Genomic DNA, 18,717 nt, shown 5'->3' with positions numbered 1-18,717 from the left:
GAGAGAAGCGATGAAAGCTTTGCTCGATCTATTCAAGCAAGTCCAACAACCTGAAGTTTTCGACGCGATCAAGATCGGTCTGGCCTCGCCGGACAAGATCCGTTCGTGGTCGTTCGGTGAAGTCAAGAAGCCGGAAACCATCAACTACCGCACGTTCAAGCCGGAGCGCGATGGTCTGTTCTGCGCGAAGATTTTCGGTCCGATCAAGGACTACGAATGCCTTTGCGGCAAGTACAAGCGCCTGAAGCACCGCGGCGTGATCTGCGAGAAGTGCGGCGTCGAAGTGACGCTCGCGAAGGTGCGTCGTGAGCGAATGGGTCACATTGAGCTGGCCTCGCCGGTCGCGCACATCTGGTTCCTGAAGTCGCTGCCGTCGCGTCTGGGCATGGTGCTCGACATGACGCTGCGCGACATCGAGCGCGTGCTGTACTTCGAAGCATACGTGGTGATCGATCCGGGCATGACGCCGCTCAAAGCGCGGCAGATCATGACCGAAGAGGATTACTACAACAAGGTCGAGGAATACGGCGACGAATTCCGTGCCGAAATGGGCGCGGAAGGTATTCGCGAACTGCTGCGCGCGATCAACATCGACGAGCAGGTCGAGCTGCTGCGCACGGAGCTCAAGAACACCGGCTCGGAAGCGAAGATCAAGAAGTACGCGAAGCGCCTGAAAGTGCTCGAGGCGTTCCAGCGTTCGGGCATCAAGCCGGACTGGATGGTCCTCGAAGTGCTGCCGGTGCTGCCGCCGGAACTGCGTCCGCTCGTCCCGCTCGACGGCGGCCGTTTCGCGACGTCGGACCTGAACGACCTGTATCGCCGCGTGATCAACCGTAACAACCGGTTGAAGCGTTTGCTCGAGCTGAAGGCGCCTGAAATCATCGTCCGCAACGAAAAGCGGATGCTGCAGGAAGCCGTCGACTCGCTGCTCGACAACGGCCGTCGCGGCAAGGCGATGACCGGTGCGAACAAGCGTCCGCTGAAGTCGCTCGCGGACATGATCAAGGGTAAGGGCGGTCGCTTCCGTCAGAACCTGCTCGGTAAGCGTGTCGACTACTCGGGCCGTTCGGTGATCGTGGTCGGCCCGACGCTGAAGCTGCATCAGTGCGGTCTGCCGAAGCTGATGGCGCTCGAACTGTTCAAGCCGTTCATCTTCAACAAGCTCGAAGTGATGGGTGTTGCTACCACCATCAAGGCCGCGAAGAAGGAGGTCGAGAACCAGACACCGGTGGTGTGGGACATCCTCGAAGAGGTGATCCGCGAACATCCGGTCATGCTGAACCGTGCGCCGACGCTGCACCGTCTCGGCATCCAGGCTTTCGAGCCGGTGCTGATCGAAGGTAAGGCAATCCAGTTGCACCCGCTCGTTTGCGCGGCGTTCAACGCCGACTTCGACGGTGACCAGATGGCCGTTCACGTGCCGCTGTCGCTCGAAGCGCAGATGGAGGCGCGCACGCTGATGCTCGCGTCGAACAACGTACTGTTCCCGGCTAACGGCGATCCGTCGATCGTGCCGTCGCAGGATATCGTGCTCGGCCTGTACTACGCGACGCGTGAAGCGGTGAACGGCAAGGGCGAAGGCCTGACGTTCACAGGCGTGTCGGAAGTGCTGCGCGCGTACGAGAACAAGGAAGTCGAACTGGCCTCGCGCGTCAACGTGCGGATCACCGAAATGGTCCACAACGAAGACAAGTCGGAAGGCGGGCCGGCGTTCGTACCGAAGATCACGCTGTATGCGACCACGGTTGGCCGCTCGATCCTCTCGGAAATCCTGCCGCCGGGTCTGCCGTTCTCGGTGCTGAACAAGCCGCTGAAGAAGAAGGAAATCTCGCGTCTGATCAACACCGCGTTCCGCAAGTGCGGTCTGCGTGAGACGGTGATTTTCGCCGACCAACTGATGCAGTCGGGCTTCCGTCTGGCAACGCGCGCTGGTATTTCGATTTGCGTCGACGACATGCTCGTACCGCCGCAGAAGGAAACCATCGTTGGCGACGCCGCGAAGAAGGTGAAGGAATACGACCGTCAGTACATGTCGGGTCTCGTCACTGCGCAGGAGCGCTACAACAACGTGGTCGACATCTGGTCGGCGACGTCGGAAGCGGTCGGCAAGGCAATGATGGAGCAGCTGTCGACGGAACCGGTCACGGACCGCGACGGCAACCAGACGCGTCAGGAGTCGTTCAACTCCATCTACATGATGGCGGACTCAGGCGCTCGTGGTTCCGCGGTTCAGATCCGTCAGTTGGCCGGTATGCGCGGTCTGATGGCGAAGCCGGACGGCTCGATCATCGAGACGCCGATTACGGCGAACTTCCGCGAAGGTCTGAACGTGTTGCAGTACTTCATCTCGACCCACGGTGCACGTAAGGGTCTGGCTGATACGGCACTGAAGACCGCGAACTCGGGTTACCTGACGCGTCGTCTCGTCGACGTGACGCAGGATCTGGTCGTCGTCGAGGAAGATTGCGGTACGTCGAACGGCGTGGCGATGAAGGCGCTCGTGGAAGGCGGTGAAGTGGTCGAAGCGCTGCGTGACCGTATCCTGGGTCGCGTGGCCGTGGCTGACATCGTCAACCCGGAATCGCAGGAAACGCTGTTCGAAGCGGGCACACTGCTCGACGAAGACGCGGTCGAAGACATCGAACGCCTCGGCATCGACGAAGTGCGCGTGCGCACGCCGCTGACCTGCGAAACGCGCTACGGTCTGTGCGCGGCCTGCTACGGTCGCGACCTCGGCCGCGGCTCGATGGTGAACGTCGGCGAAGCGGTCGGCGTGATCGCGGCGCAGTCAATCGGTGAACCGGGCACGCAGCTCACGATGCGTACGTTCCACATCGGTGGCGCGGCGTCGCGTGCGGCGGTGGCATCGTCGGTCGAAGCGAAGTCGAACGGTACGGTGCGTTTCACGTCGACGATGCGTTACGTCACGAATGCGAAGGGCGAGCAGATCGTCATCTCGCGTTCGGGTGAAGCGATGATCACCGACGATCACGGCCGCGAGCGCGAGCGTCACAAGGTGCCGTACGGCGCCACGCTGCTGCAGCTCGACGGTGCGCAGATCAAGGCTGGCACGCAACTGGCCACGTGGGATCCGATGACGCGTCCGATCATCACCGAGTACGGTGGTACGGTGAAGTTCGAGAACGTCGAGGAAGGCGTGACGGTCGCGAAACAGATCGACGACGTGACGGGTCTGTCCACGCTTGTCGTGATCGACGTGAAGCGTCGTGGTTCGCAGGCGTCGAAGACGGTGCGTCCGCAGGTCAAGCTGCTCGATGCGAACGGCGAGGAAGTGAAGATCCCGAACACCGAGCACTCGGTGCAGATCGGCTTCCAGGTCGGCGCTCTGATCACCGTGAAGGACGGTCAGCAGGTGCAGGTCGGCGAAGTGCTCGCACGTATCCCGACCGAATCGCAGAAGACGCGTGACATTACCGGTGGTCTGCCGCGTGTGGCGGAACTGTTCGAAGCACGTTCGCCGAAGGACGCGGGTATCCTGGCGGAAGTCACGGGTACGACGTCGTTCGGTAAGGACACGAAGGGCAAGCAGCGTCTCGTTATCACGGACCTCGAGGGCAACCAGCACGAGTTCCTGATCGCGAAGGAAAAGCAGGTTCTGGTGCACGATGGTCAGGTCGTCAACAAGGGCGAAATGATCGTCGACGGACCGGCGGATCCGCACGACATCCTGCGTCTGCAGGGCGTCGAGGCGCTGTCGCGCTACATCGTGGACGAAGTGCAGGACGTGTACCGTCTGCAAGGCGTGAAGATCAACGACAAGCACATCGAAGTGATCGTGCGTCAGATGCTGCGCCGCGTGCAGATTTCGGACAACGGCGATACGCGTTTCATCCCGGGCGAACAGGTCGAGCGGTCGGACATGCTCGACGAGAACGACCGTATGATCGCGGAAGACAAGCGTCCGGCAACGTACGAAAACGTGCTGCTCGGTATCACGAAGGCGTCGCTGTCGACCGATTCGTTCATCTCCGCGGCGTCGTTCCAGGAAACGACCCGCGTGCTGACCGAAGCGGCGATCATGGGCAAGCGCGACGACCTGCGTGGCCTGAAGGAAAACGTGATCGTCGGCCGCCTGATTCCGGCCGGTACGGGTCTCGCGTTCCACAAGGCGCGCAAGAGCAAGGAACTGGCCGACCGCGAGCGTTTCGATCAGATCGCAGCGGAAGAGTCGTTCGAATTCGGTACGCCGGAAACGCCGGCTGCCGAACAGCAACACTCGGGCGAGTAAGTGCTGGCGGCGCAAGCCGCCTTGCCTCACGAGCCACGAAAAAAAGGCCGCTCAGTTTCGACTGAGCGGTTTTTTTTTGCTCTTTTTTGCGCGTGCATGGGTGCGACGTGCCGGAGCAGTCCTAGGCCCGATGGCTAACGTTGTCGCAAAGCGCGGGCGCGGCACGAATGGGTTGGTAAAATCCGTCTCACCGCCTGCGTGCCGTTCCTTTCGCCGTCTCTCTCAAATACATGTCCCGACCGCTCGAAATCCTCAATGAAGTCTTTGGTTATCCCGCGTTCAGAGGGCAGCAGGGCGAAATTGTCGAGCACGTCGCCGACGGTGGCGATTGCCTTGTGCTGATGCCGACGGGCGGCGGCAAATCGCTGTGCTATCAGATCCCGTCGCTGGTGCGGCGCGAATGCGGCTTTGGCGCCGGCATCGTGGTGTCGCCACTGATCGCGCTGATGCAGGATCAGGTGGCCGCGCTGACCGAAGTCGGCGTGCGGGCCGCGTACCTGAACTCAACGTTGTCGAGCGCGGAGGCGGTGGCCACCGAGCGGGCGCTCCGCGACGGCGACATCGATCTGCTCTACGTCGCACCGGAGCGGCTGATGACGCCGCGCTTCCAGGAACTGCTCGAACGCACGCGCATCGGTCTTTTCGCGATCGACGAAGCGCACTGCGTGTCGCAATGGGGACACGATTTCCGGCCCGAATATATTCAGCTGTCGGTGCTGCACGAGCGCTTTCCGAATGTCCCGCGCATCGCGCTGACGGCGACCGCCGACGCGATCACACGCGACGAAATCATCCACCGTCTCGCGCTCGAAGACGCGCGCGTGTTCGTGTCGAGTTTCGATCGGCCGAACATCCGCTATCGCATCGCCGAAAAAGACAACGCGCGCACGCAACTGCTCGACTTCATCCGCGCCGAGCATACGAAAGCTGACGGTACGACCGACGCGGGCGTCGTTTATTGCCTGTCGCGCCGCAAGGTCGAGGAAACCGCGGAGTGGCTGAAGGAAAAGGGCATGCGCGCGCTGCCGTACCACGCCGGCATGGAGTTCGAGGTGCGCCAGAAACATCAGGAGATGTTCCAGCGCGAGGAAGGCATCGTGATGTGCGCGACGATTGCGTTCGGCATGGGCATCGACAAACCCGACGTGCGGTTTGTCGCGCATCTGGATTTGCCCAAGAGCGTGGAAGGGTACTACCAGGAGACCGGCCGCGCGGGCCGCGACGGACTGCCGTCGAACGCGTGGATGGCCTACGGGCTCGGCGACGTCGTGCAGCAGCGCAAGATGATCGACGAATCCGAAGCAGACGACGCGCACAAGCGCGTCCAGACAGGCAAGCTCGACGCGCTGCTCGGTTTGTGCGAAACGGCGACTTGCCGGCGGGTGCGCCTGCTCGCGTACTTCGGCGAAACGAGCCAGCCGTGCGGCAACTGCGACAACTGCCTCGAGCCGCCGCCGACCTGGGATGCAACGCGCGAGGCTCAGATGGCGCTGTCGTGCGTGTTTCGCGCGCAGCGTGCGAGCGGCTTTCATTTCGGAGCCGGACACCTGATAGATATTTTGCGTGGCAACCGCAGCGAAAAAATCCTGCAGCGCGGCCACGAGAAGCTGACCACGTTCGGTATCGGCGCGGCGCTCGGTGAGCCGGAGTGGCGTGCGATCTTTCGCCAACTCGTCGCGTTCGGTTACCTGACGGTCGACCACGAGGGCTTCGGTTCGCTCGTGCTGACGGAGGCGAGCAAGCCGGTGCTCAAGGGCGAGCAGAAGGTGACGATGCGTCGCTACGTCAAGCCGACACGCACGCGTCAATCGTCGGGTCGTACGAGCGAGCGCGCCGATCCGACCATTGGCATGGGCCCTCGCGAGCGGGCCCGCTGGGAGCGTCTACGCATGTGGCGCACAGAAACCGCGAAGAGCGACGGAGTGCCGGCTTATGTGATTTTCCATGACGCGACGCTCGCGGAAATCGCCCGTCTCGGCCCCAATTCAATCGACGATCTGCGCGGGATTCCGGGCATGGGGGCGCGTAAACTGGACCGTTTCGGCTACGAATTGCTGCACGTCGTAGCGGCAGACTGACGTCGTCTGGCTGTTTAGCCGGATTGACAGGGGCGAAACACCGCAACCTGTTGACTCCCTTAGTATTTTCGGAATATTATGCTAGGTTCCGGTTCTTGGAATGCCTACGCGCAACTTCAGTTCGTGCGTGAGCGGGCCAGCCGGAAGTTCGATGCGCGGGCGTTTCTGCTTTGCCCGGAAACCGATGCGTCGATTTTGTTCAATTTCAGGAATAATCAATGCCAACCATCAATCAACTGGTTCGCAAAGGCCGCACGTCGGAAACGACGAAGAGCAAGAGCCCGGCTTTGCAGGACTGCCCCCAGCGTCGCGGCGTGTGCACCCGTGTGTACACCACGACACCGAAGAAGCCGAACTCGGCACTCCGTAAGGTCGCCAAGGTTCGTCTGACGAACGGCTTCGAAGTCATTTCGTACATTGGTGGCGAAGGCCACAACCTGCAGGAACACTCGGTCGTGCTGATTCGCGGCGGCCGTGTGAAGGACTTGCCGGGTGTGCGTTACCACATGGTTCGCGGCTCGCTGGATACCCAGGGCGTCAAGGATCGTAAGCAGGCTCGCTCGAAGTACGGTGCGAAGCGTGCCAAGGCTGGCAAGTAATTTAGCCGGTCGATCGTAGTTTCAGGTCGCCTGCAAAGGCGGTAATAGCGATGGTGCCGGAATCGCCGGTGCTATCGAGTAAGTGGTCACCCGACCAGGCTGGTTAGTCTTACGGATGAATCGGGTTAGTTGGTGGCCGCGGGGCTGTAAACAGCTCCAACTGAAAAGTAAAGGAAGAAACATGCCGCGTCGTCGCGAAGTCCCCAAGCGGGAAGTGTTGCCGGATCCGAAGTTTGGCAACGTTGATGTAGCAAAATTCATGAACGTGCTGATGCTCTCCGGCAAGAAGTCGGTTGCCGAGCGTATCGTGTACGGCGCTTTCGAACAGATCCAGACCAAGGGTGGCAAGGACCCGCTGGAAGTGTTCACGGTGGCGCTCAACAACGTCAAGCCGGTGGTCGAAGTGAAGAGCCGCCGCGTTGGTGGTGCGAACTATCAGGTTCCGGTCGAAGTGCGCCCGTCGCGTCGTATGGCATTGGCGATGCGTTGGCTGCGTGAAGCCGCGAAGAAGCGCAGCGAGAAGTCGATGGCCCTGCGTCTGGCAGGTGAGCTCTCCGAAGCGGCCGAAGGCCGTGGCGGCGCGATGAAGAAGCGCGACGAAGTTCACCGGATGGCAGAAGCCAACAAGGCGTTCTCGCACTTCCGTTTCTAAGCTTCCCCACCCCGGGTTTAGCGGAAAACGGAAAGAAATTCCGGGCGGGTGCGCTTCAAAGGCGCCTCGCCCGTTTGTGTTACAGCGCGATGGGCATCTCTCGCATCGCGTCATCCCAATAGAGGATCAAAGTGGCTCGCAAGACTCCTATCGAGCGCTACCGTAACATCGGTATTAGCGCTCACATCGACGCCGGCAAAACGACGACGACCGAGCGCATTCTGTTCTACACGGGCGTGAACCACAAGATTGGTGAAGTTCACGACGGCGCTGCCACCATGGACTGGATGGAGCAGGAACAGGAGCGCGGCATCACGATTACTTCCGCTGCTACCACGGCGTTCTGGAAGGGCATGGCGGGCGACCGCGCCGAACACCGCATCAACATCATCGACACCCCGGGTCACGTCGACTTCACGATTGAAGTCGAGCGCTCGATGCGCGTGCTCGACGGCGCGTGCATGGTGTACTGCGCTGTGGGCGGCGTGCAGCCCCAGTCGGAAACCGTGTGGCGTCAGGCTAACAAGTACAAGGTTCCCCGTCTCGCGTTTATCAACAAGATGGACCGTACCGGCGCGAACTTCTTCAAGGTCTACGACCAGCTCAAGCTGCGTCTGAAGGCGAACCCGGTTCCGGTCGTCGTGCCTATCGGCGCGGAAGAGAACTTCACGGGCGTCGTCGATCTGATGAAGATGAAGGCGATCATTTGGGACGACGCGTCCCAAGGCACCAAGTTCTCGTACGAAGACATCCCGGCAGAGCTCGTCGACACATGCAACGAATGGCGTGAAAAGATGGTCGAAGCCGCGGCGGAAGCGAACGAAGACATGATGAACAAGTACCTCGAGTCGGGTGAGCTGACCGAAGAGGAAATCATCAAGGGTCTGCGCGACCGTACGATCGCCTGCGAAATCCAGCCGATGCTGTGCGGCACCGCGTTCAAGAACAAGGGGGTGCAGCGCATGCTGGACGCCGTGCTCGACTTCCTGCCGTCGCCGGTCGACATCCCGCCGGTTACCGGCGAGCTGGAAAACGGTGAAAAGGGTGAGCGCCGCGCTGCTGACGACGAAAAGTTCTCGGCACTGGCATTCAAGATCATGACCGACCCGTTCGTCGGCCAACTGATCTTCTTCCGTGTCTACTCAGGCGTTGTGAATTCGGGCGACACCCTGCTGAACGCGACCAAGGACAAGAAGGAACGTCTGGGCCGTATTCTGCAGATGCACGCGAACCAGCGCGAAGAAATCAAGGAAGTGCGCGCAGGCGACATCGCCGCTGCGGTCGGCCTGAAGGACGCGACCACGGGCGACACGCTGTGCGATCCGACGAGCCCGATCGTGCTCGAGCGCATGGTTTTCCCGGAACCCGTGATTTCGCAGGCTGTTGAGCCGAAGACGAAGCCGGACCAGGAAAAGATGGGTCTGGCCCTGAACCGTCTGGCGCAGGAAGATCCGTCGTTCCGCGTTCAAACGGACGAAGAATCGGGTCAAACCATTATTTCGGGCATGGGCGAGCTCCACCTGGAAATTCTGGTCGACCGGATGAAGCGTGAGTTCGGCGTCGAAGCAACGGTTGGCAAGCCGCAGGTGGCTTACCGCGAAACGATTCGCGGCAAGGCGGAAGACGTTGACGGCAAGTTCGTCAAGCAGTCGGGTGGTCGCGGCCAGTACGGTCACGCGGTCATCACGCTCGAGCCGAACGAGCAAGGCAAGGGCTACGAGTTCCTGGACGAGATCAAGGGCGGTGTGATTCCGCGTGAATACATCCCGGCAGTCGACAAGGGTATCCAGGAAACGCTGAAGGCCGGCGTGCTGGCGGGCTTCCCGGTCGTGGACGTGAAGGTTCACCTGACGTTCGGTTCCTACCACGATGTCGACTCGAACGAAAACGCGTTCCGCATGGCCGGTTCGATGGCGTTCAAGGAAGCGATGCGCAAGGCACAGCCGGTCATCCTCGAACCGATGATGGCTGTCGAAGTCGAAACGCCGGAAGACTACATGGGCAACGTGATGGGTGACCTCTCTGGCCGTCGCGGTATTGTTCAGGGCATGGATGACATGGTTGGCGGCGGCAAGATCGTTCGCGCCGAAGTGCCGCTGTCGGAAATGTTCGGCTACTCGACGTCTCTGCGTTCGCTGACGCAAGGCCGTGCAACGTACACGATGGAGTTCAAGCACTACGCTGAAGCTCCGCGTAACGTGTCGGAAGCGATCATCAACGCGAAGTCGAAGTAATCGCGCGGCAAAGTCATTCAACGATTAACTTTCTGAAAGAAGAGAAACATGGCTAAAGGTAAATTCGAGCGGACCAAGCCGCACGTGAACGTGGGCACGATCGGTCACGTTGACCACGGCAAGACCACGCTGACGGCAGCGATCACGACGGTCCTGACGCAGAAGTTTGGCGGCGAAGCGAAGGCGTACGACCAGATCGACGCGGCGCCGGAAGAAAAGGCGCGTGGCATTACCATCAACACCGCGCACGTCGAGTACGAAACGGCTAACCGCCACTACGCACACGTCGACTGCCCGGGCCACGCAGACTACGTGAAGAACATGATCACGGGCGCGGCGCAGATGGACGGCGCAATCCTGGTGTGCTCGGCTGCCGACGGCCCGATGCCGCAAACGCGTGAGCACATCCTGCTGGCGCGTCAGGTTGGCGTTCCGTACATCATCGTGTTCCTGAACAAGTGCGACATGGTGGACGACGCCGAGCTGCTGGAACTCGTCGAGATGGAAGTTCGCGAACTTCTGTCGAAGTACGACTTCCCGGGCGATGAGACGCCGATCATCAAGGGTTCGGCCAAGCTGGCGCTGGAAGGCGACAAGGGCGAGCTGGGCGAGGTAGCGATCATGAACCTGGCCGATGCGCTGGACACGTACATCCCGACGCCGGAGCGCGCGGTTGACGGTGCGTTCCTGATGCCGGTGGAAGACGTGTTCTCGATCTCGGGTCGCGGCACGGTGGTGACGGGTCGCGTCGAGCGCGGCGTGATCAAGGTTGGCGAGGAAATCGAGATCGTCGGTATCCGCGCAACGGCCAAGACGACCTGCACGGGCGTGGAAATGTTCCGCAAGCTGCTCGACCAGGGTCAGGCAGGCGACAACGTTGGTATCCTGCTGCGCGGCACGAAGCGTGAAGACGTGGAGCGTGGCCAGGTTCTGGCCAAGCCGGGTTCGATCAACCCGCACACGCACTTCACGGCTGAAGTGTACGTGCTGAGCAAGGACGAAGGCGGCCGTCACACGCCGTTCTTCAACAACTACCGTCCGCAGTTCTACTTCCGTACGACGGACGTGACGGGCTCGATCGAGCTGCCGAAGGACAAGGAAATGGTGATGCCGGGCGACAACGTGTCGATCACGGTGAAACTGATCAACCCGATCGCGATGGAAGAAGGTCTGCGCTTCGCAATTCGCGAAGGTGGCCGTACGGTCGGCGCTGGTGTCGTCGCCAAGATCATCGAGTAACATCGACGATTGCTGTAGCAGTCTGTAGCGCCCGGGCTCGGGCACTCGCTCTGCGCGAGCGTCCGAGCCTACGTTCTTTTTCTAATCGGCGGTGCAATATCGCCTCGCTCTTTTCAAGGAATTTGTCATGCAGAACCAGAAAATCCGCATTCGCCTGAAGGCTTTCGACTATCGCCTGATCGACCAATCGGCAGCTGAAATCGTCGATACGGCAAAGCGGACTGGCGCGATTGTTCGTGGTCCCGTACCCCTGCCGACCCGCATTCAACGCTTCGATATCCTGCGTTCGCCGCACGTCAACAAGACCTCGCGTGACCAGCTCGAAATCCGCACCCACCAACGTCTGATGGACATCGTTGATCCGACGGACAAGACCGTCGACGCGCTCATGAAGCTGGATCTCCCGGCTGGCGTGGACGTTGAAATCAAGCTGCAGTAAGGCTTCCAGCCCTTGCCCGGCCACCCGGGCAACGCTAAGTCATTGATTGCTTGCGGAAAACGAAAAGGCTCGCTATACTGTTGAGCTTTTCGCGCATTTGCGTAAAAAAGTCGGCGTCCTGCAGCATGGTTTCATGCCCGAAGCGGTGCCGGCATTTTGTAAATTAGCCCCGACCAATCGCAGTCGGGAATGGAGAAAACGATGAGCCTTGGACTCGTAGGTCGCAAGGTTGGTATGACCCGTATCTTCACGGCTGAAGGGGATTCAATTCCCGTCACCGTGCTGGACGTGTCCGACAACCGCGTGACGCAGATCAAGACTGTTGAAACCGACGGCTACACGGCCGTGCAGGTTGCCTTCGGTATGCGCCGTGCATCCCGCGTGACGAAGCCGTTGGCAGGTCATCTCGCCAAAGCCGGTGTTCAAGCCGGTGAAATCCTCAAAGAATTCCAGATCGATGCCGCTAAGGCTGCCGAACTGTCGAGCGGCGCCGTGGTTGGTCCCGAGCTGTTCGAAGTGGGCCAGAAGGTCGACGTGCAAGGCGTGTCGATCGGTAAAGGCTACGCCGGTACCATCAAGCGTTATAACTTCTCGTCTGGCCGTGCATCACACGGTAACTCGCGCTCGCACAATGTGCCGGGCTCGATCGGTATGGCGCAGGATCCGGGTCGTGTTTTCCCGGGTAAGCGCATGACCGGTCACATGGGTGATGAGAAGGTAACGGTGCAAAACCTCGAAATCGCTCGTATCGATGCTGACCGCAAGTTGCTGCTGGTCAAGGGCGCCGTTCCGGGTGCGAAGGGTGGCAAGGTATTCGTTACGCCGGCCGTGAAGACGCGTGCCGTGAAAGGAGCGAAATAATGGAACTTAAGCTCCTGAATGCCAATGGTCAGGAAAGTGCAGGCGTTAGCGCGTCGGACGTCGTGTTCGGCCGCGACTACAACGAAGCCCTGATTCACCAGGTGGTGGTTGCGTACCAGGCGAATGCCCGTAGCGGCAACCGCGCGCAGAAGGATCGTGAGCAGGTTAAACACACGACCAAGAAGCCGTGGCGCCAGAAGGGTACGGGCCGCGCCCGTGCCGGTATGTCGTCGAGCCCGCTGTGGCGCGGCGGTGGCCGTATTTTCCCGAATTCGCCGGAAGAAAACTTTTCGCACAAGGTCAACAAGAAGATGCATCGTGCAGGTCTCTGCTCGATCTTCTCGCAGCTGGCCCGCGAAGGCCGCATCTCGGTGGTCGATGAGTTGACGCTCGAAGCGCCGAAGACGAAGCTGCTGGCCGAAAAATTCAAGGCGATGGGTCTCGATTCCGTGCTGGTGATTACCGACACGGTTGACGAAAACCTGTACCTCGCGTCGCGCAACCTCGCCCACGTGGCGGTTGTGGAGCCGCGTTACGCCGACCCGCTGTCGCTGATCTACTTCAAGAAGATCCTGATCACGAAGGCTGCGGTCGCCCAGATCGAGGAGTTGCTGTCATGAGCGAGATTCGCAAGAACGATCATCGTTTGATGCAGGTCCTGCTCGCGCCGGTGGTCTCCGAAAAGGCGACGCTGGTGGCCGACAAGAACGAACAGGTTGTGTTCGAAGTCGCGCCGGATGCCACGAAGCAGGAAGTGAAAGCTGCAGTCGAGCTGCTGTTCAAGGTGGAAGTCGATTCCGTCAACGTGCTGGTCGCGAAGGGCAAAGCCAAGCGCTTTGGTCGCTTCATGGGCAAGCGCAAGGACGTGAAGAAGGCGTACGTCTGCCTGAAGCCCGGCCAGGAAATCAACTTTGAAGCGGAGGCCAAGTAATCATGGCAATCGTGAAAGTTAAGCCGACTTCGCCGGGTCGCCGCGCGATGGTCAAGGTGGTCAACAAGGAACTGCACAAGGGCAAGCCGTTCGCAGCGCTGCTCGACACGCAGTCGTCGACCGCCGGCCGTAACAACAACGGTCACATCACCACGCGTCACAAGGGTGGTGGTCACAAGCATCACTATCGTGTCGTCGACTTCCGTCGCACGAAGGATGGTATTCCCGCAAAGGTCGAGCGTCTCGAGTACGACCCGAACCGTAGCGCGAACATCGCGCTGGTTCTGTACGCAGACGGCGAGCGCCGCTACATCATCGCTCCGAAGGGTATTGCCGTCGGTCAACAGCTGATGTCGGGTTCGGAGGCGCCGATCCGCGCAGGTAACACGCTGCCGATCCGCAACATCCCGGTCGGTACGACGATTCACTGCATCGAAATGCTGCCGGGCAAGGGCGCGCAAATGGCGCGTTCGGCGGGTACGTCGGCGATGCTGCTGGCTCGCGAAGGCATCTACGCGCAGGTTCGTCTGCGTTCGGGCGAAATCCGCCGCGTTCACGTTGAATGCCGCGCAACGATCGGTGAAGTAGGCAACGAAGAGCATAGCCTCCGTCAAATCGGTAAGGCTGGTGCGAACCGCTGGCGCGGTATCCGCCCGACGGTGCGTGGCGTTGCAATGAACCCGGTCGACCACCCGCACGGTGGTGGCGAGGGCAAGACTGCGGCAGGCCGCGATCCGGTGAGCCCGTGGGGCACGCCGACGAAGGGCTATCGCACCCGCAGCAACAAGCGCACGACGAGCATGATCGTCCAGCGCCGTCACAAGCGTTAAGGAGTAGGCAATGGCACGTTCTATTAAGAAAGGTCCGTTCTGCGACGCCCATTTGCTGAAGAAGGTTGAGGCGGCTGCAGCATCGCGTGACAAGAAACCGATCAAGACCTGGTCGCGTCGCTCGACGATCCTGCCGGACTTCATCGGCCTGACGATCGCCGTTCACAACGGCCGTCAACACGTTCCGGTGTATGTCACGGAAAACATGGTCGGCCACAAGCTTGGCGAGTTCGCACTGACCCGTACGTTCAAGGGACACGCGGCCGACAAGAAGGCCAAGAAATAAGGGGCAATCAAGATGGAAGTGAAAGCAATTCATCGCGGTGCCCGCATCTCGGCGCAGAAAACGCGCCTTGTGGCTGACCAGATCCGCGGTTTGCCGGTCGACAAGGCGCTGAACGTTCTGACGTTCTCGCCGAAGAAGGCTGCGGGGGATCGTGAAAAAGGTCGTGCTGTCGGCGATCGCGAATGCGGAGCACAATGAAGGCGCCGATATCGACGAGCTCAAGATCAAGAGCATCTACGTCGACAAGGCAGCATCGCTGAAGCGTTTCACCGCGCGCGCTAAAGGCCGCGGTAACCGCATCGAGAAGCAATCCTGTCACATCACTGTGACGGTCGGGAATTAAGGGGTCATACGATGGGACAGAAAATTCATCCGACTGGCTTCCGTTTGGCCGTCAGCCGCAATTGGGCTTCGCGTTGGTACGCGAACAACAACAATTTCGCGGCGATGTTGCAGGAAGACATCGGTGTTCGTGAATACCTGAAGAAGAAGCTGAAGAACGCGTCCGTCGGCCGCGTTGTGATCGAGCGTCCTGCAAAGAACGCGCGTATCACGATTTTCAGCTCGCGTCCGGGTGTCGTGATCGGCAAGAAGGGTGAAGACATCGAACTGCTGAAGTCCGAGCTGCAAAAGCGCATGGGCGTTCCGGTTCACGTCAACATCGAAGAAATCCGCAAGCCGGAAACGGACGCGCAACTGATCGCTGATTCGATCACGCAACAGCTCGAGCGCCGGATCATGTTCCGCCGCGCGATGAAGCGTGCGATGCAGAACGCGATGCGTCTGGGTGCTCAAGGCATCAAGATCATGAGCGCTGGCCGTCTGAACGGTATCGAAATCGCCCGTACGGAATGGTATCGCGAAGGTCGCGTGCCGCTTCATACGCTGCGTGCGGATATCGACTACGCAACGTCGGAAGCAAAGACGACGTACGGCATCATCGGCGTGAAGGTGTGGGTCTACAAGGGCGACACGCTCGGCCGCAACGACGCACCGGTGGTCGAAGAAGTCGCCGAAGAAAAGCGTCCGCGCCGCAATGCACGTCCGGGTGGCGATCGCCGTCCGCGTCGTGATGGCGAAGGTGGTGGCCCGGCAGGTGCACGCCGTGGCGCTCCCCGACGTGCTGGCGGTGCCGGCGGCGACGGGAAGACTGGAGAATAACGATGCTGCAACCGAAACGCAGAAAGTATCGCAAAGAGCAGAAAGGTCGTAACACCGGCGTTGCTACCCGCGGCAACGCGGTGTCGTTCGGTGAGTTCGGCCTGAAGGCTGTCGGTCGTGGCCGTCTGACCGCGCGCCAGATTGAAGCGGCGCGTCGTGCAATGACGCGTCACATCAAGCGCGGTGGCCGCATCTGGATCCGGATCTTCCCGGACAAGCCGATCTCGACCAAGCCGGCGGAAGTGCGTATGGGTAACGGTAAGGGTAACCCGGAGTACTACGTCGCTGAGATTCAACCGGGCAAGATGCTGTACGAAATGGACGGCGTAACCGAAGAACTGGCGCGCGAAGCGTTCCGTCTGGCTGCAGCGAAGCTGCCGCTGAAGACGACGTTTATCGTGCGTCAGCTCGGCGCCTAAGGAGCAAATGATGAAGGCTTCCGAACTTCACCAGAAAGATCAGGCCGCGCTCAACAAGGAGCTGTCGGACCTGTTGAAGGCGCAATTCGGCCTGCGCATGCAACTCGCGACCCAGCAGCTCACGAACACGAGCCAGCTGAAGAAGGTCCGTCGCGACATCGCGCGTGTGCGGACCGTCCTGACTGAGAAGGCGAACCAGAAATGAACGATAGCGTAAAAACCTCGCTCAAGCGGACGCTGGTCGGCAAGGTCGTCAGCAACAAGATGGACAAGACGGTTACCGTGCTGGTCGAGCACCGCGTGAAGCACCCGATCTACGGCAAGTACGTCGTGCGGTCGAAGAAGTACCACGCGCATGACGACGCGAACACCTACAACGAGGGTGACCTCGTTGAAATCCAGGAAACTCGTCCGATTTCGAAGACGAAGGCTTGGGTTGTGGCTCGCCTGGTCGAGGCTGCTCGCGTCATCTAATGTCGCAAAGCTGTAGAAGTAGTTGAAATCGCAGTAAGTTTCGCTTGCAAGACCGAGATTATTTGATATAATTTCGGTCTTCCCTCTTTGTGGGAGCCCCGTCGCGGGCGAAGTTGGTGGGGGAAGCGGTTCGGGCGCCAGCCCAGACCGAAGGATTCACCGGATTGCGATGGCGGGTTTCGTTTGCCGTCGCTGCTGTTCTAACCCAAGCAGCCGATCGGCTGACGGGACCAAGACTGACCGGGAAGCGCCATGGTGGCGTGACCGGATTAAGTTGGGAAAGATAAACCATGATCCAGACCGAAACTCGGCTTGAAGTGGCCGACAACACGGGTGCACGTGAAGTCATGTGCATCAAGGTGCTCGGCGGCTCGAAGCGTCGTTATGCCAGCATTGGCGACATCATCAAGGTGACTGTCAAAGAGGCAACGCCGCGCGGGCGCGTGAAGAAAGGCGAAATCTACAACGCCGTGGTGGTTCGCACCGCCAAGGGCGTGCGTCGTCAGGACGGCTCGCTGATCAAGTTCGACGGCAACGCGGCTGTGTTGCTCAACACCAAGCTCGAACCGATCGGTACCCGTATTTTTGGGCCTGTCACGCGCGAGTTGCGTAGCGAACGATTCATGAAGATCGTTTCGCTGGCGCCTGAAGTGCTGTAAGGAGTCGCGATGAACAAGATTCGCAAGAGTGACGAAGTTATCGTCATCACCGGCAAAGATAAGGGCAAGCGTGGCGTGGTGCTGGCCGTTCACGGCGAGACCGTGACTGTCGAGGGCATCAACCTCGTCAAGAAGCACGTCAAGCCGAACCCGATGAAGGGTACGACGGGCGGCGTGGAAGCCAAGACGATGCCGCTGCAAATTTCGAACGTCGCATTGGTGGACGCGAATGGCAAGCCATCGCGTGTAGGCATCAAGGTCGAAGGGGGCAAGAAGGTCCGTTTCCTGAAGACGACCGGTGCCGTACTGAGCGCCTGACGCTGCGGAGTAAAAAATGGCTCGTTTGCAAGAGTTTTACAAAGAGAAGGTTGTACCCGGCCTCATCGAGAAGTTCGGTTACAAGTCCGTGATGGAAGTGCCGCGCATCACCAAGATCACCCTGAACATGGGCCTTGGCGAAGCCGTTGCTGACAAGAAGATCATCGAAAACGCCGTTGGCGATCTGACGAAGATCGCGGGCCAGAAGCCGGTGATCACGAAGGCACGCAAGGCAATCGCTGGCTTCAAGATCCGTCAGGGCTATCCGATCGGTGCAATGGTCACGCTGCGTGGCCAGGCAATGTACGAATTCCTGGACCGTTTCGTGACGGTTGCGCTCCCCCGTGTGCGCGACTTCCGTGGCGTGTCGGGCAAGGCGTTCGATGGTCGCGGCAACTACAACGTCGGTGTGAAAGAGCAGATCATTTTCCCCGAAATCGACTACGACAAGATCGACGCACTGCGTGGGCTGAACATCAGCATCACGACGACTGCGAAGACTGACGACGAAGCAAAGGCTCTGCTCGCCAGCTTCAAGTTCCCGTTCAGAAACTGAGGTTACCGTGGCTAAACTGGCACTGATCGAACGTGAAAAGAAGCGTGCTCGCCTCGCCGCCAAGTACGCTCCCAAGCGTGCAGCATTGAAGGCAATCATTGGCGATACGAGCAAGTCGGAAGAAGAGCATTACGCAGCACGCCTGGAACTGCAGCAACTGCCGCGAAACTCTAACCCGACCCGTAAGCGCAACCGTTGCGCAATTACCGGTCGTCCGCGCGGCACGTTCCGTAAATTCGGGCTGGCGCGTAACAAGATTCGCGAAATCGCGTTCCGCGGCGAGATCCCTGGCCTGACCAAGGCGAGCTGGTAATAGGAGAAACATAAATGAGCATGAGTGATCCTATCGCCGATATGCTGACTCGCATCCGCAATGCGCAGATGGTCGAGAAGGTTTCGGTGACTATGCCCTCGTCGAAAGTCAAGGTTGCGATTGCGCAGGTCCTGAAGGACGAAGGTTATATCGACGATTTCGCAGTGAAGTCCGAAGGTGCGAAGTCGGAATTGAACATCGTGTTGAAGTATTACGCTGGCCGTCCGGTCATCGAGCGCATTGAACGCGTCTCGAAGCCTGGTCTGCGTGTGTACCGCGGCCGTAACGACATCCCCGTGGTCATGAATGGCTTGGGCGTGGCAATCGTGTCGACGCCGAAGGGCGTGATGACGGACCGCAAGGCACGTGCAACGGGCGTTGGCGGCGAAGTCATCTGCTATGTCGCTTAAGGCCGAAAG

General features: G+C 60.0%; 21 protein-coding genes and 1 pseudogene. All 22 read left to right on the top strand.

Features of this window, described 5'->3' with window-relative positions; genetic code table 11:
* Window positions 1-10: 10 nt before the first annotated feature.
* The 22 genes and pseudogenes from rpoC to rpsH all read left to right on the top strand — a co-directional run bounded on the left by rpoC (window position 11) and on the right by rpsH (window position 18,708).
* Window positions 11-4,249 (top strand): DNA-directed RNA polymerase subunit beta', encoded by a 4,239-nt coding sequence (gene rpoC / locus OKW37_RS22035; protein WP_429356261.1) that lies wholly within the window; start codon window positions 11-13, stop codon window positions 4,247-4,249.
* 230 nt (window positions 4,250-4,479) lie between these two features.
* Complete coding sequence (recQ, locus tag OKW37_RS22030) at window positions 4,480-6,327, top strand: DNA helicase RecQ (RefSeq protein ID WP_184065459.1); 1,848 nt, start codon at window positions 4,480-4,482, stop codon at window positions 6,325-6,327.
* 218 nt (window positions 6,328-6,545) lie between these two features.
* The gene (rpsL, locus tag OKW37_RS22025; RefSeq protein ID WP_006053290.1) at window positions 6,546-6,926 is read left to right on the top strand and encodes a 30S ribosomal protein S12; all 381 of its coding nucleotides are present in this window, start codon (window positions 6,546-6,548) and stop codon (window positions 6,924-6,926) included.
* A 181-nt stretch (window positions 6,927-7,107) separates the two neighbouring features.
* The gene (rpsG, locus tag OKW37_RS22020; protein WP_006053291.1) at window positions 7,108-7,578 is read left to right on the top strand and encodes a 30S ribosomal protein S7; all 471 of its coding nucleotides are present in this window, start codon (window positions 7,108-7,110) and stop codon (window positions 7,576-7,578) included.
* Between the two features lie 131 nt (window positions 7,579-7,709).
* Window positions 7,710-9,812, top strand: a complete 2,103-nt coding sequence (gene fusA / locus OKW37_RS22015; protein WP_184065462.1) for an elongation factor G — start codon at window positions 7,710-7,712, stop codon at window positions 9,810-9,812.
* A 48-nt stretch (window positions 9,813-9,860) separates the two neighbouring features.
* Window positions 9,861-11,051, top strand: a complete 1,191-nt coding sequence (gene tuf / locus OKW37_RS22010; RefSeq protein WP_090802167.1) for an elongation factor Tu — start codon at window positions 9,861-9,863, stop codon at window positions 11,049-11,051.
* A 127-nt stretch (window positions 11,052-11,178) separates the two neighbouring features.
* Entirely contained in the window at window positions 11,179-11,490 is a 312-nt protein-coding gene (gene rpsJ, locus OKW37_RS22005; protein WP_006998489.1) for a 30S ribosomal protein S10, read from the top strand.
* Between the two features lie 201 nt (window positions 11,491-11,691).
* Complete coding sequence (rplC, locus tag OKW37_RS22000; protein WP_429408099.1) at window positions 11,692-12,351, top strand: 50S ribosomal protein L3; 660 nt, start codon at window positions 11,692-11,694, stop codon at window positions 12,349-12,351.
* A complete protein-coding gene (gene rplD, locus OKW37_RS21995) occupies window positions 12,351-12,971 on the top strand; it encodes a 50S ribosomal protein L4 (protein ID WP_090802165.1) in 621 nt (206 codons plus the stop codon). The genes rplC and rplD overlap by 1 nt, the downstream gene beginning before the upstream one ends.
* The gene (rplW, locus tag OKW37_RS21990; protein WP_008923345.1) at window positions 12,968-13,282 is read left to right on the top strand and encodes a 50S ribosomal protein L23; all 315 of its coding nucleotides are present in this window, start codon (window positions 12,968-12,970) and stop codon (window positions 13,280-13,282) included. Before rplD ends, rplW begins: the two co-directional genes overlap by 4 nt.
* 2 nt (window positions 13,283-13,284) lie before the next feature.
* The gene (rplB, locus tag OKW37_RS21985; protein WP_184065465.1) at window positions 13,285-14,112 is read left to right on the top strand and encodes a 50S ribosomal protein L2; all 828 of its coding nucleotides are present in this window, start codon (window positions 13,285-13,287) and stop codon (window positions 14,110-14,112) included.
* Window positions 14,113-14,122: 10 nt separating this feature from the next.
* Entirely contained in the window at window positions 14,123-14,398 is a 276-nt protein-coding gene (rpsS, locus tag OKW37_RS21980) for a 30S ribosomal protein S19 (protein WP_006998484.1), read from the top strand.
* 12 nt (window positions 14,399-14,410) lie between these two features.
* A pseudogene (gene rplV, locus OKW37_RS21975) lies at window positions 14,411-14,741 on the top strand (50S ribosomal protein L22).
* 11 nt (window positions 14,742-14,752) lie between these two features.
* Complete coding sequence (gene rpsC / locus OKW37_RS21970; RefSeq protein WP_012434570.1) at window positions 14,753-15,559, top strand: 30S ribosomal protein S3; 807 nt, start codon at window positions 14,753-14,755, stop codon at window positions 15,557-15,559.
* A gap of 2 nt (window positions 15,560-15,561) precedes the next feature.
* Window positions 15,562-15,978: a 50S ribosomal protein L16 gene (rplP, locus tag OKW37_RS21965; protein WP_008923342.1), complete on the top strand. Its 417-nt coding sequence runs from the start codon at window positions 15,562-15,564 to the stop codon at window positions 15,976-15,978.
* A 10-nt stretch (window positions 15,979-15,988) separates the two neighbouring features.
* A complete protein-coding gene (rpmC, locus tag OKW37_RS21960) occupies window positions 15,989-16,183 on the top strand; it encodes a 50S ribosomal protein L29 (RefSeq protein WP_007180130.1) in 195 nt (64 codons plus the stop codon).
* A complete protein-coding gene (rpsQ, locus tag OKW37_RS21955) occupies window positions 16,180-16,452 on the top strand; it encodes a 30S ribosomal protein S17 (protein WP_007180129.1) in 273 nt (90 codons plus the stop codon). The genes rpmC and rpsQ overlap by 4 nt, the downstream gene beginning before the upstream one ends.
* A 290-nt stretch (window positions 16,453-16,742) precedes the next feature.
* Window positions 16,743-17,111 (top strand): 50S ribosomal protein L14, encoded by a 369-nt coding sequence (rplN, locus tag OKW37_RS21950; protein ID WP_006998478.1) that lies wholly within the window; start codon window positions 16,743-16,745, stop codon window positions 17,109-17,111.
* Window positions 17,112-17,120: 9 nt separating this feature from the next.
* Complete coding sequence (gene rplX, locus OKW37_RS21945; protein WP_184035555.1) at window positions 17,121-17,429, top strand: 50S ribosomal protein L24; 309 nt, start codon at window positions 17,121-17,123, stop codon at window positions 17,427-17,429.
* 16 nt (window positions 17,430-17,445) lie between these two features.
* Window positions 17,446-17,985 (top strand): 50S ribosomal protein L5, encoded by a 540-nt coding sequence (gene rplE, locus OKW37_RS21940; RefSeq protein ID WP_090802163.1) that lies wholly within the window; start codon window positions 17,446-17,448, stop codon window positions 17,983-17,985.
* 7 nt (window positions 17,986-17,992) lie between these two features.
* The gene (gene rpsN / locus OKW37_RS21935; protein ID WP_090802162.1) at window positions 17,993-18,298 is read left to right on the top strand and encodes a 30S ribosomal protein S14; all 306 of its coding nucleotides are present in this window, start codon (window positions 17,993-17,995) and stop codon (window positions 18,296-18,298) included.
* Window positions 18,299-18,312: 14 nt separating this feature from the next.
* Window positions 18,313-18,708: a 30S ribosomal protein S8 gene (gene rpsH / locus OKW37_RS21930; protein WP_006052216.1), complete on the top strand. Its 396-nt coding sequence runs from the start codon at window positions 18,313-18,315 to the stop codon at window positions 18,706-18,708.
* Window positions 18,709-18,717: the final 9 nt, after the last annotated feature.

The organism is Paraburkholderia sp. MM5482-R2, from assembly GCF_050436125.1.
Classification (GTDB): Bacteria; Pseudomonadota; Gammaproteobacteria; order Burkholderiales; family Burkholderiaceae; genus Paraburkholderia; species Paraburkholderia tuberum.
The sequence above is the reverse complement of the archived record's forward strand: the minus strand, read 5'-3'. Positions and strand labels throughout refer to the sequence as shown.

What these genes read in the sequence shown, in the direction of transcription:
- rpoC (WP_429356261.1), top strand. Translation starts at nt 11, where the DNA reads ATGAAAGCTTTGCTCGATCTATTCAAGCAAGTCCAACAACCTGAAGTT.
- recQ (WP_184065459.1), top strand. Translation starts at nt 4,480, where the DNA reads ATGTCCCGACCGCTCGAAATCCTCAATGAAGTCTTTGGTTATCCCGCG.
- rpsL (WP_006053290.1), top strand. Translation starts at nt 6,546, where the DNA reads ATGCCAACCATCAATCAACTGGTTCGCAAAGGCCGCACGTCGGAAACG.
- rpsG (WP_006053291.1), top strand. Translation starts at nt 7,108, where the DNA reads ATGCCGCGTCGTCGCGAAGTCCCCAAGCGGGAAGTGTTGCCGGATCCG.
- tuf (WP_090802167.1), top strand. Translation starts at nt 9,861, where the DNA reads ATGGCTAAAGGTAAATTCGAGCGGACCAAGCCGCACGTGAACGTGGGC.
- rpsJ (WP_006998489.1), top strand. Translation starts at nt 11,179, where the DNA reads ATGCAGAACCAGAAAATCCGCATTCGCCTGAAGGCTTTCGACTATCGC.
- rplC (WP_429408099.1), top strand. Translation starts at nt 11,692, where the DNA reads ATGAGCCTTGGACTCGTAGGTCGCAAGGTTGGTATGACCCGTATCTTC.
- rplD (WP_090802165.1), top strand. Translation starts at nt 12,351, where the DNA reads ATGGAACTTAAGCTCCTGAATGCCAATGGTCAGGAAAGTGCAGGCGTT.
- rplW (WP_008923345.1), top strand. Translation starts at nt 12,968, where the DNA reads ATGAGCGAGATTCGCAAGAACGATCATCGTTTGATGCAGGTCCTGCTC.
- rplB (WP_184065465.1), top strand. Translation starts at nt 13,285, where the DNA reads ATGGCAATCGTGAAAGTTAAGCCGACTTCGCCGGGTCGCCGCGCGATG.
- rpsS (WP_006998484.1), top strand. Translation starts at nt 14,123, where the DNA reads ATGGCACGTTCTATTAAGAAAGGTCCGTTCTGCGACGCCCATTTGCTG.
- rpsC (WP_012434570.1), top strand. Translation starts at nt 14,753, where the DNA reads ATGGGACAGAAAATTCATCCGACTGGCTTCCGTTTGGCCGTCAGCCGC.
- rplP (WP_008923342.1), top strand. Translation starts at nt 15,562, where the DNA reads ATGCTGCAACCGAAACGCAGAAAGTATCGCAAAGAGCAGAAAGGTCGT.
- rpmC (WP_007180130.1), top strand. Translation starts at nt 15,989, where the DNA reads ATGAAGGCTTCCGAACTTCACCAGAAAGATCAGGCCGCGCTCAACAAG.
- rpsQ (WP_007180129.1), top strand. Translation starts at nt 16,180, where the DNA reads ATGAACGATAGCGTAAAAACCTCGCTCAAGCGGACGCTGGTCGGCAAG.
- rplN (WP_006998478.1), top strand. Translation starts at nt 16,743, where the DNA reads ATGATCCAGACCGAAACTCGGCTTGAAGTGGCCGACAACACGGGTGCA.
- rplX (WP_184035555.1), top strand. Translation starts at nt 17,121, where the DNA reads ATGAACAAGATTCGCAAGAGTGACGAAGTTATCGTCATCACCGGCAAA.
- rplE (WP_090802163.1), top strand. Translation starts at nt 17,446, where the DNA reads ATGGCTCGTTTGCAAGAGTTTTACAAAGAGAAGGTTGTACCCGGCCTC.
- rpsH (WP_006052216.1), top strand. Translation starts at nt 18,313, where the DNA reads ATGAGCATGAGTGATCCTATCGCCGATATGCTGACTCGCATCCGCAAT.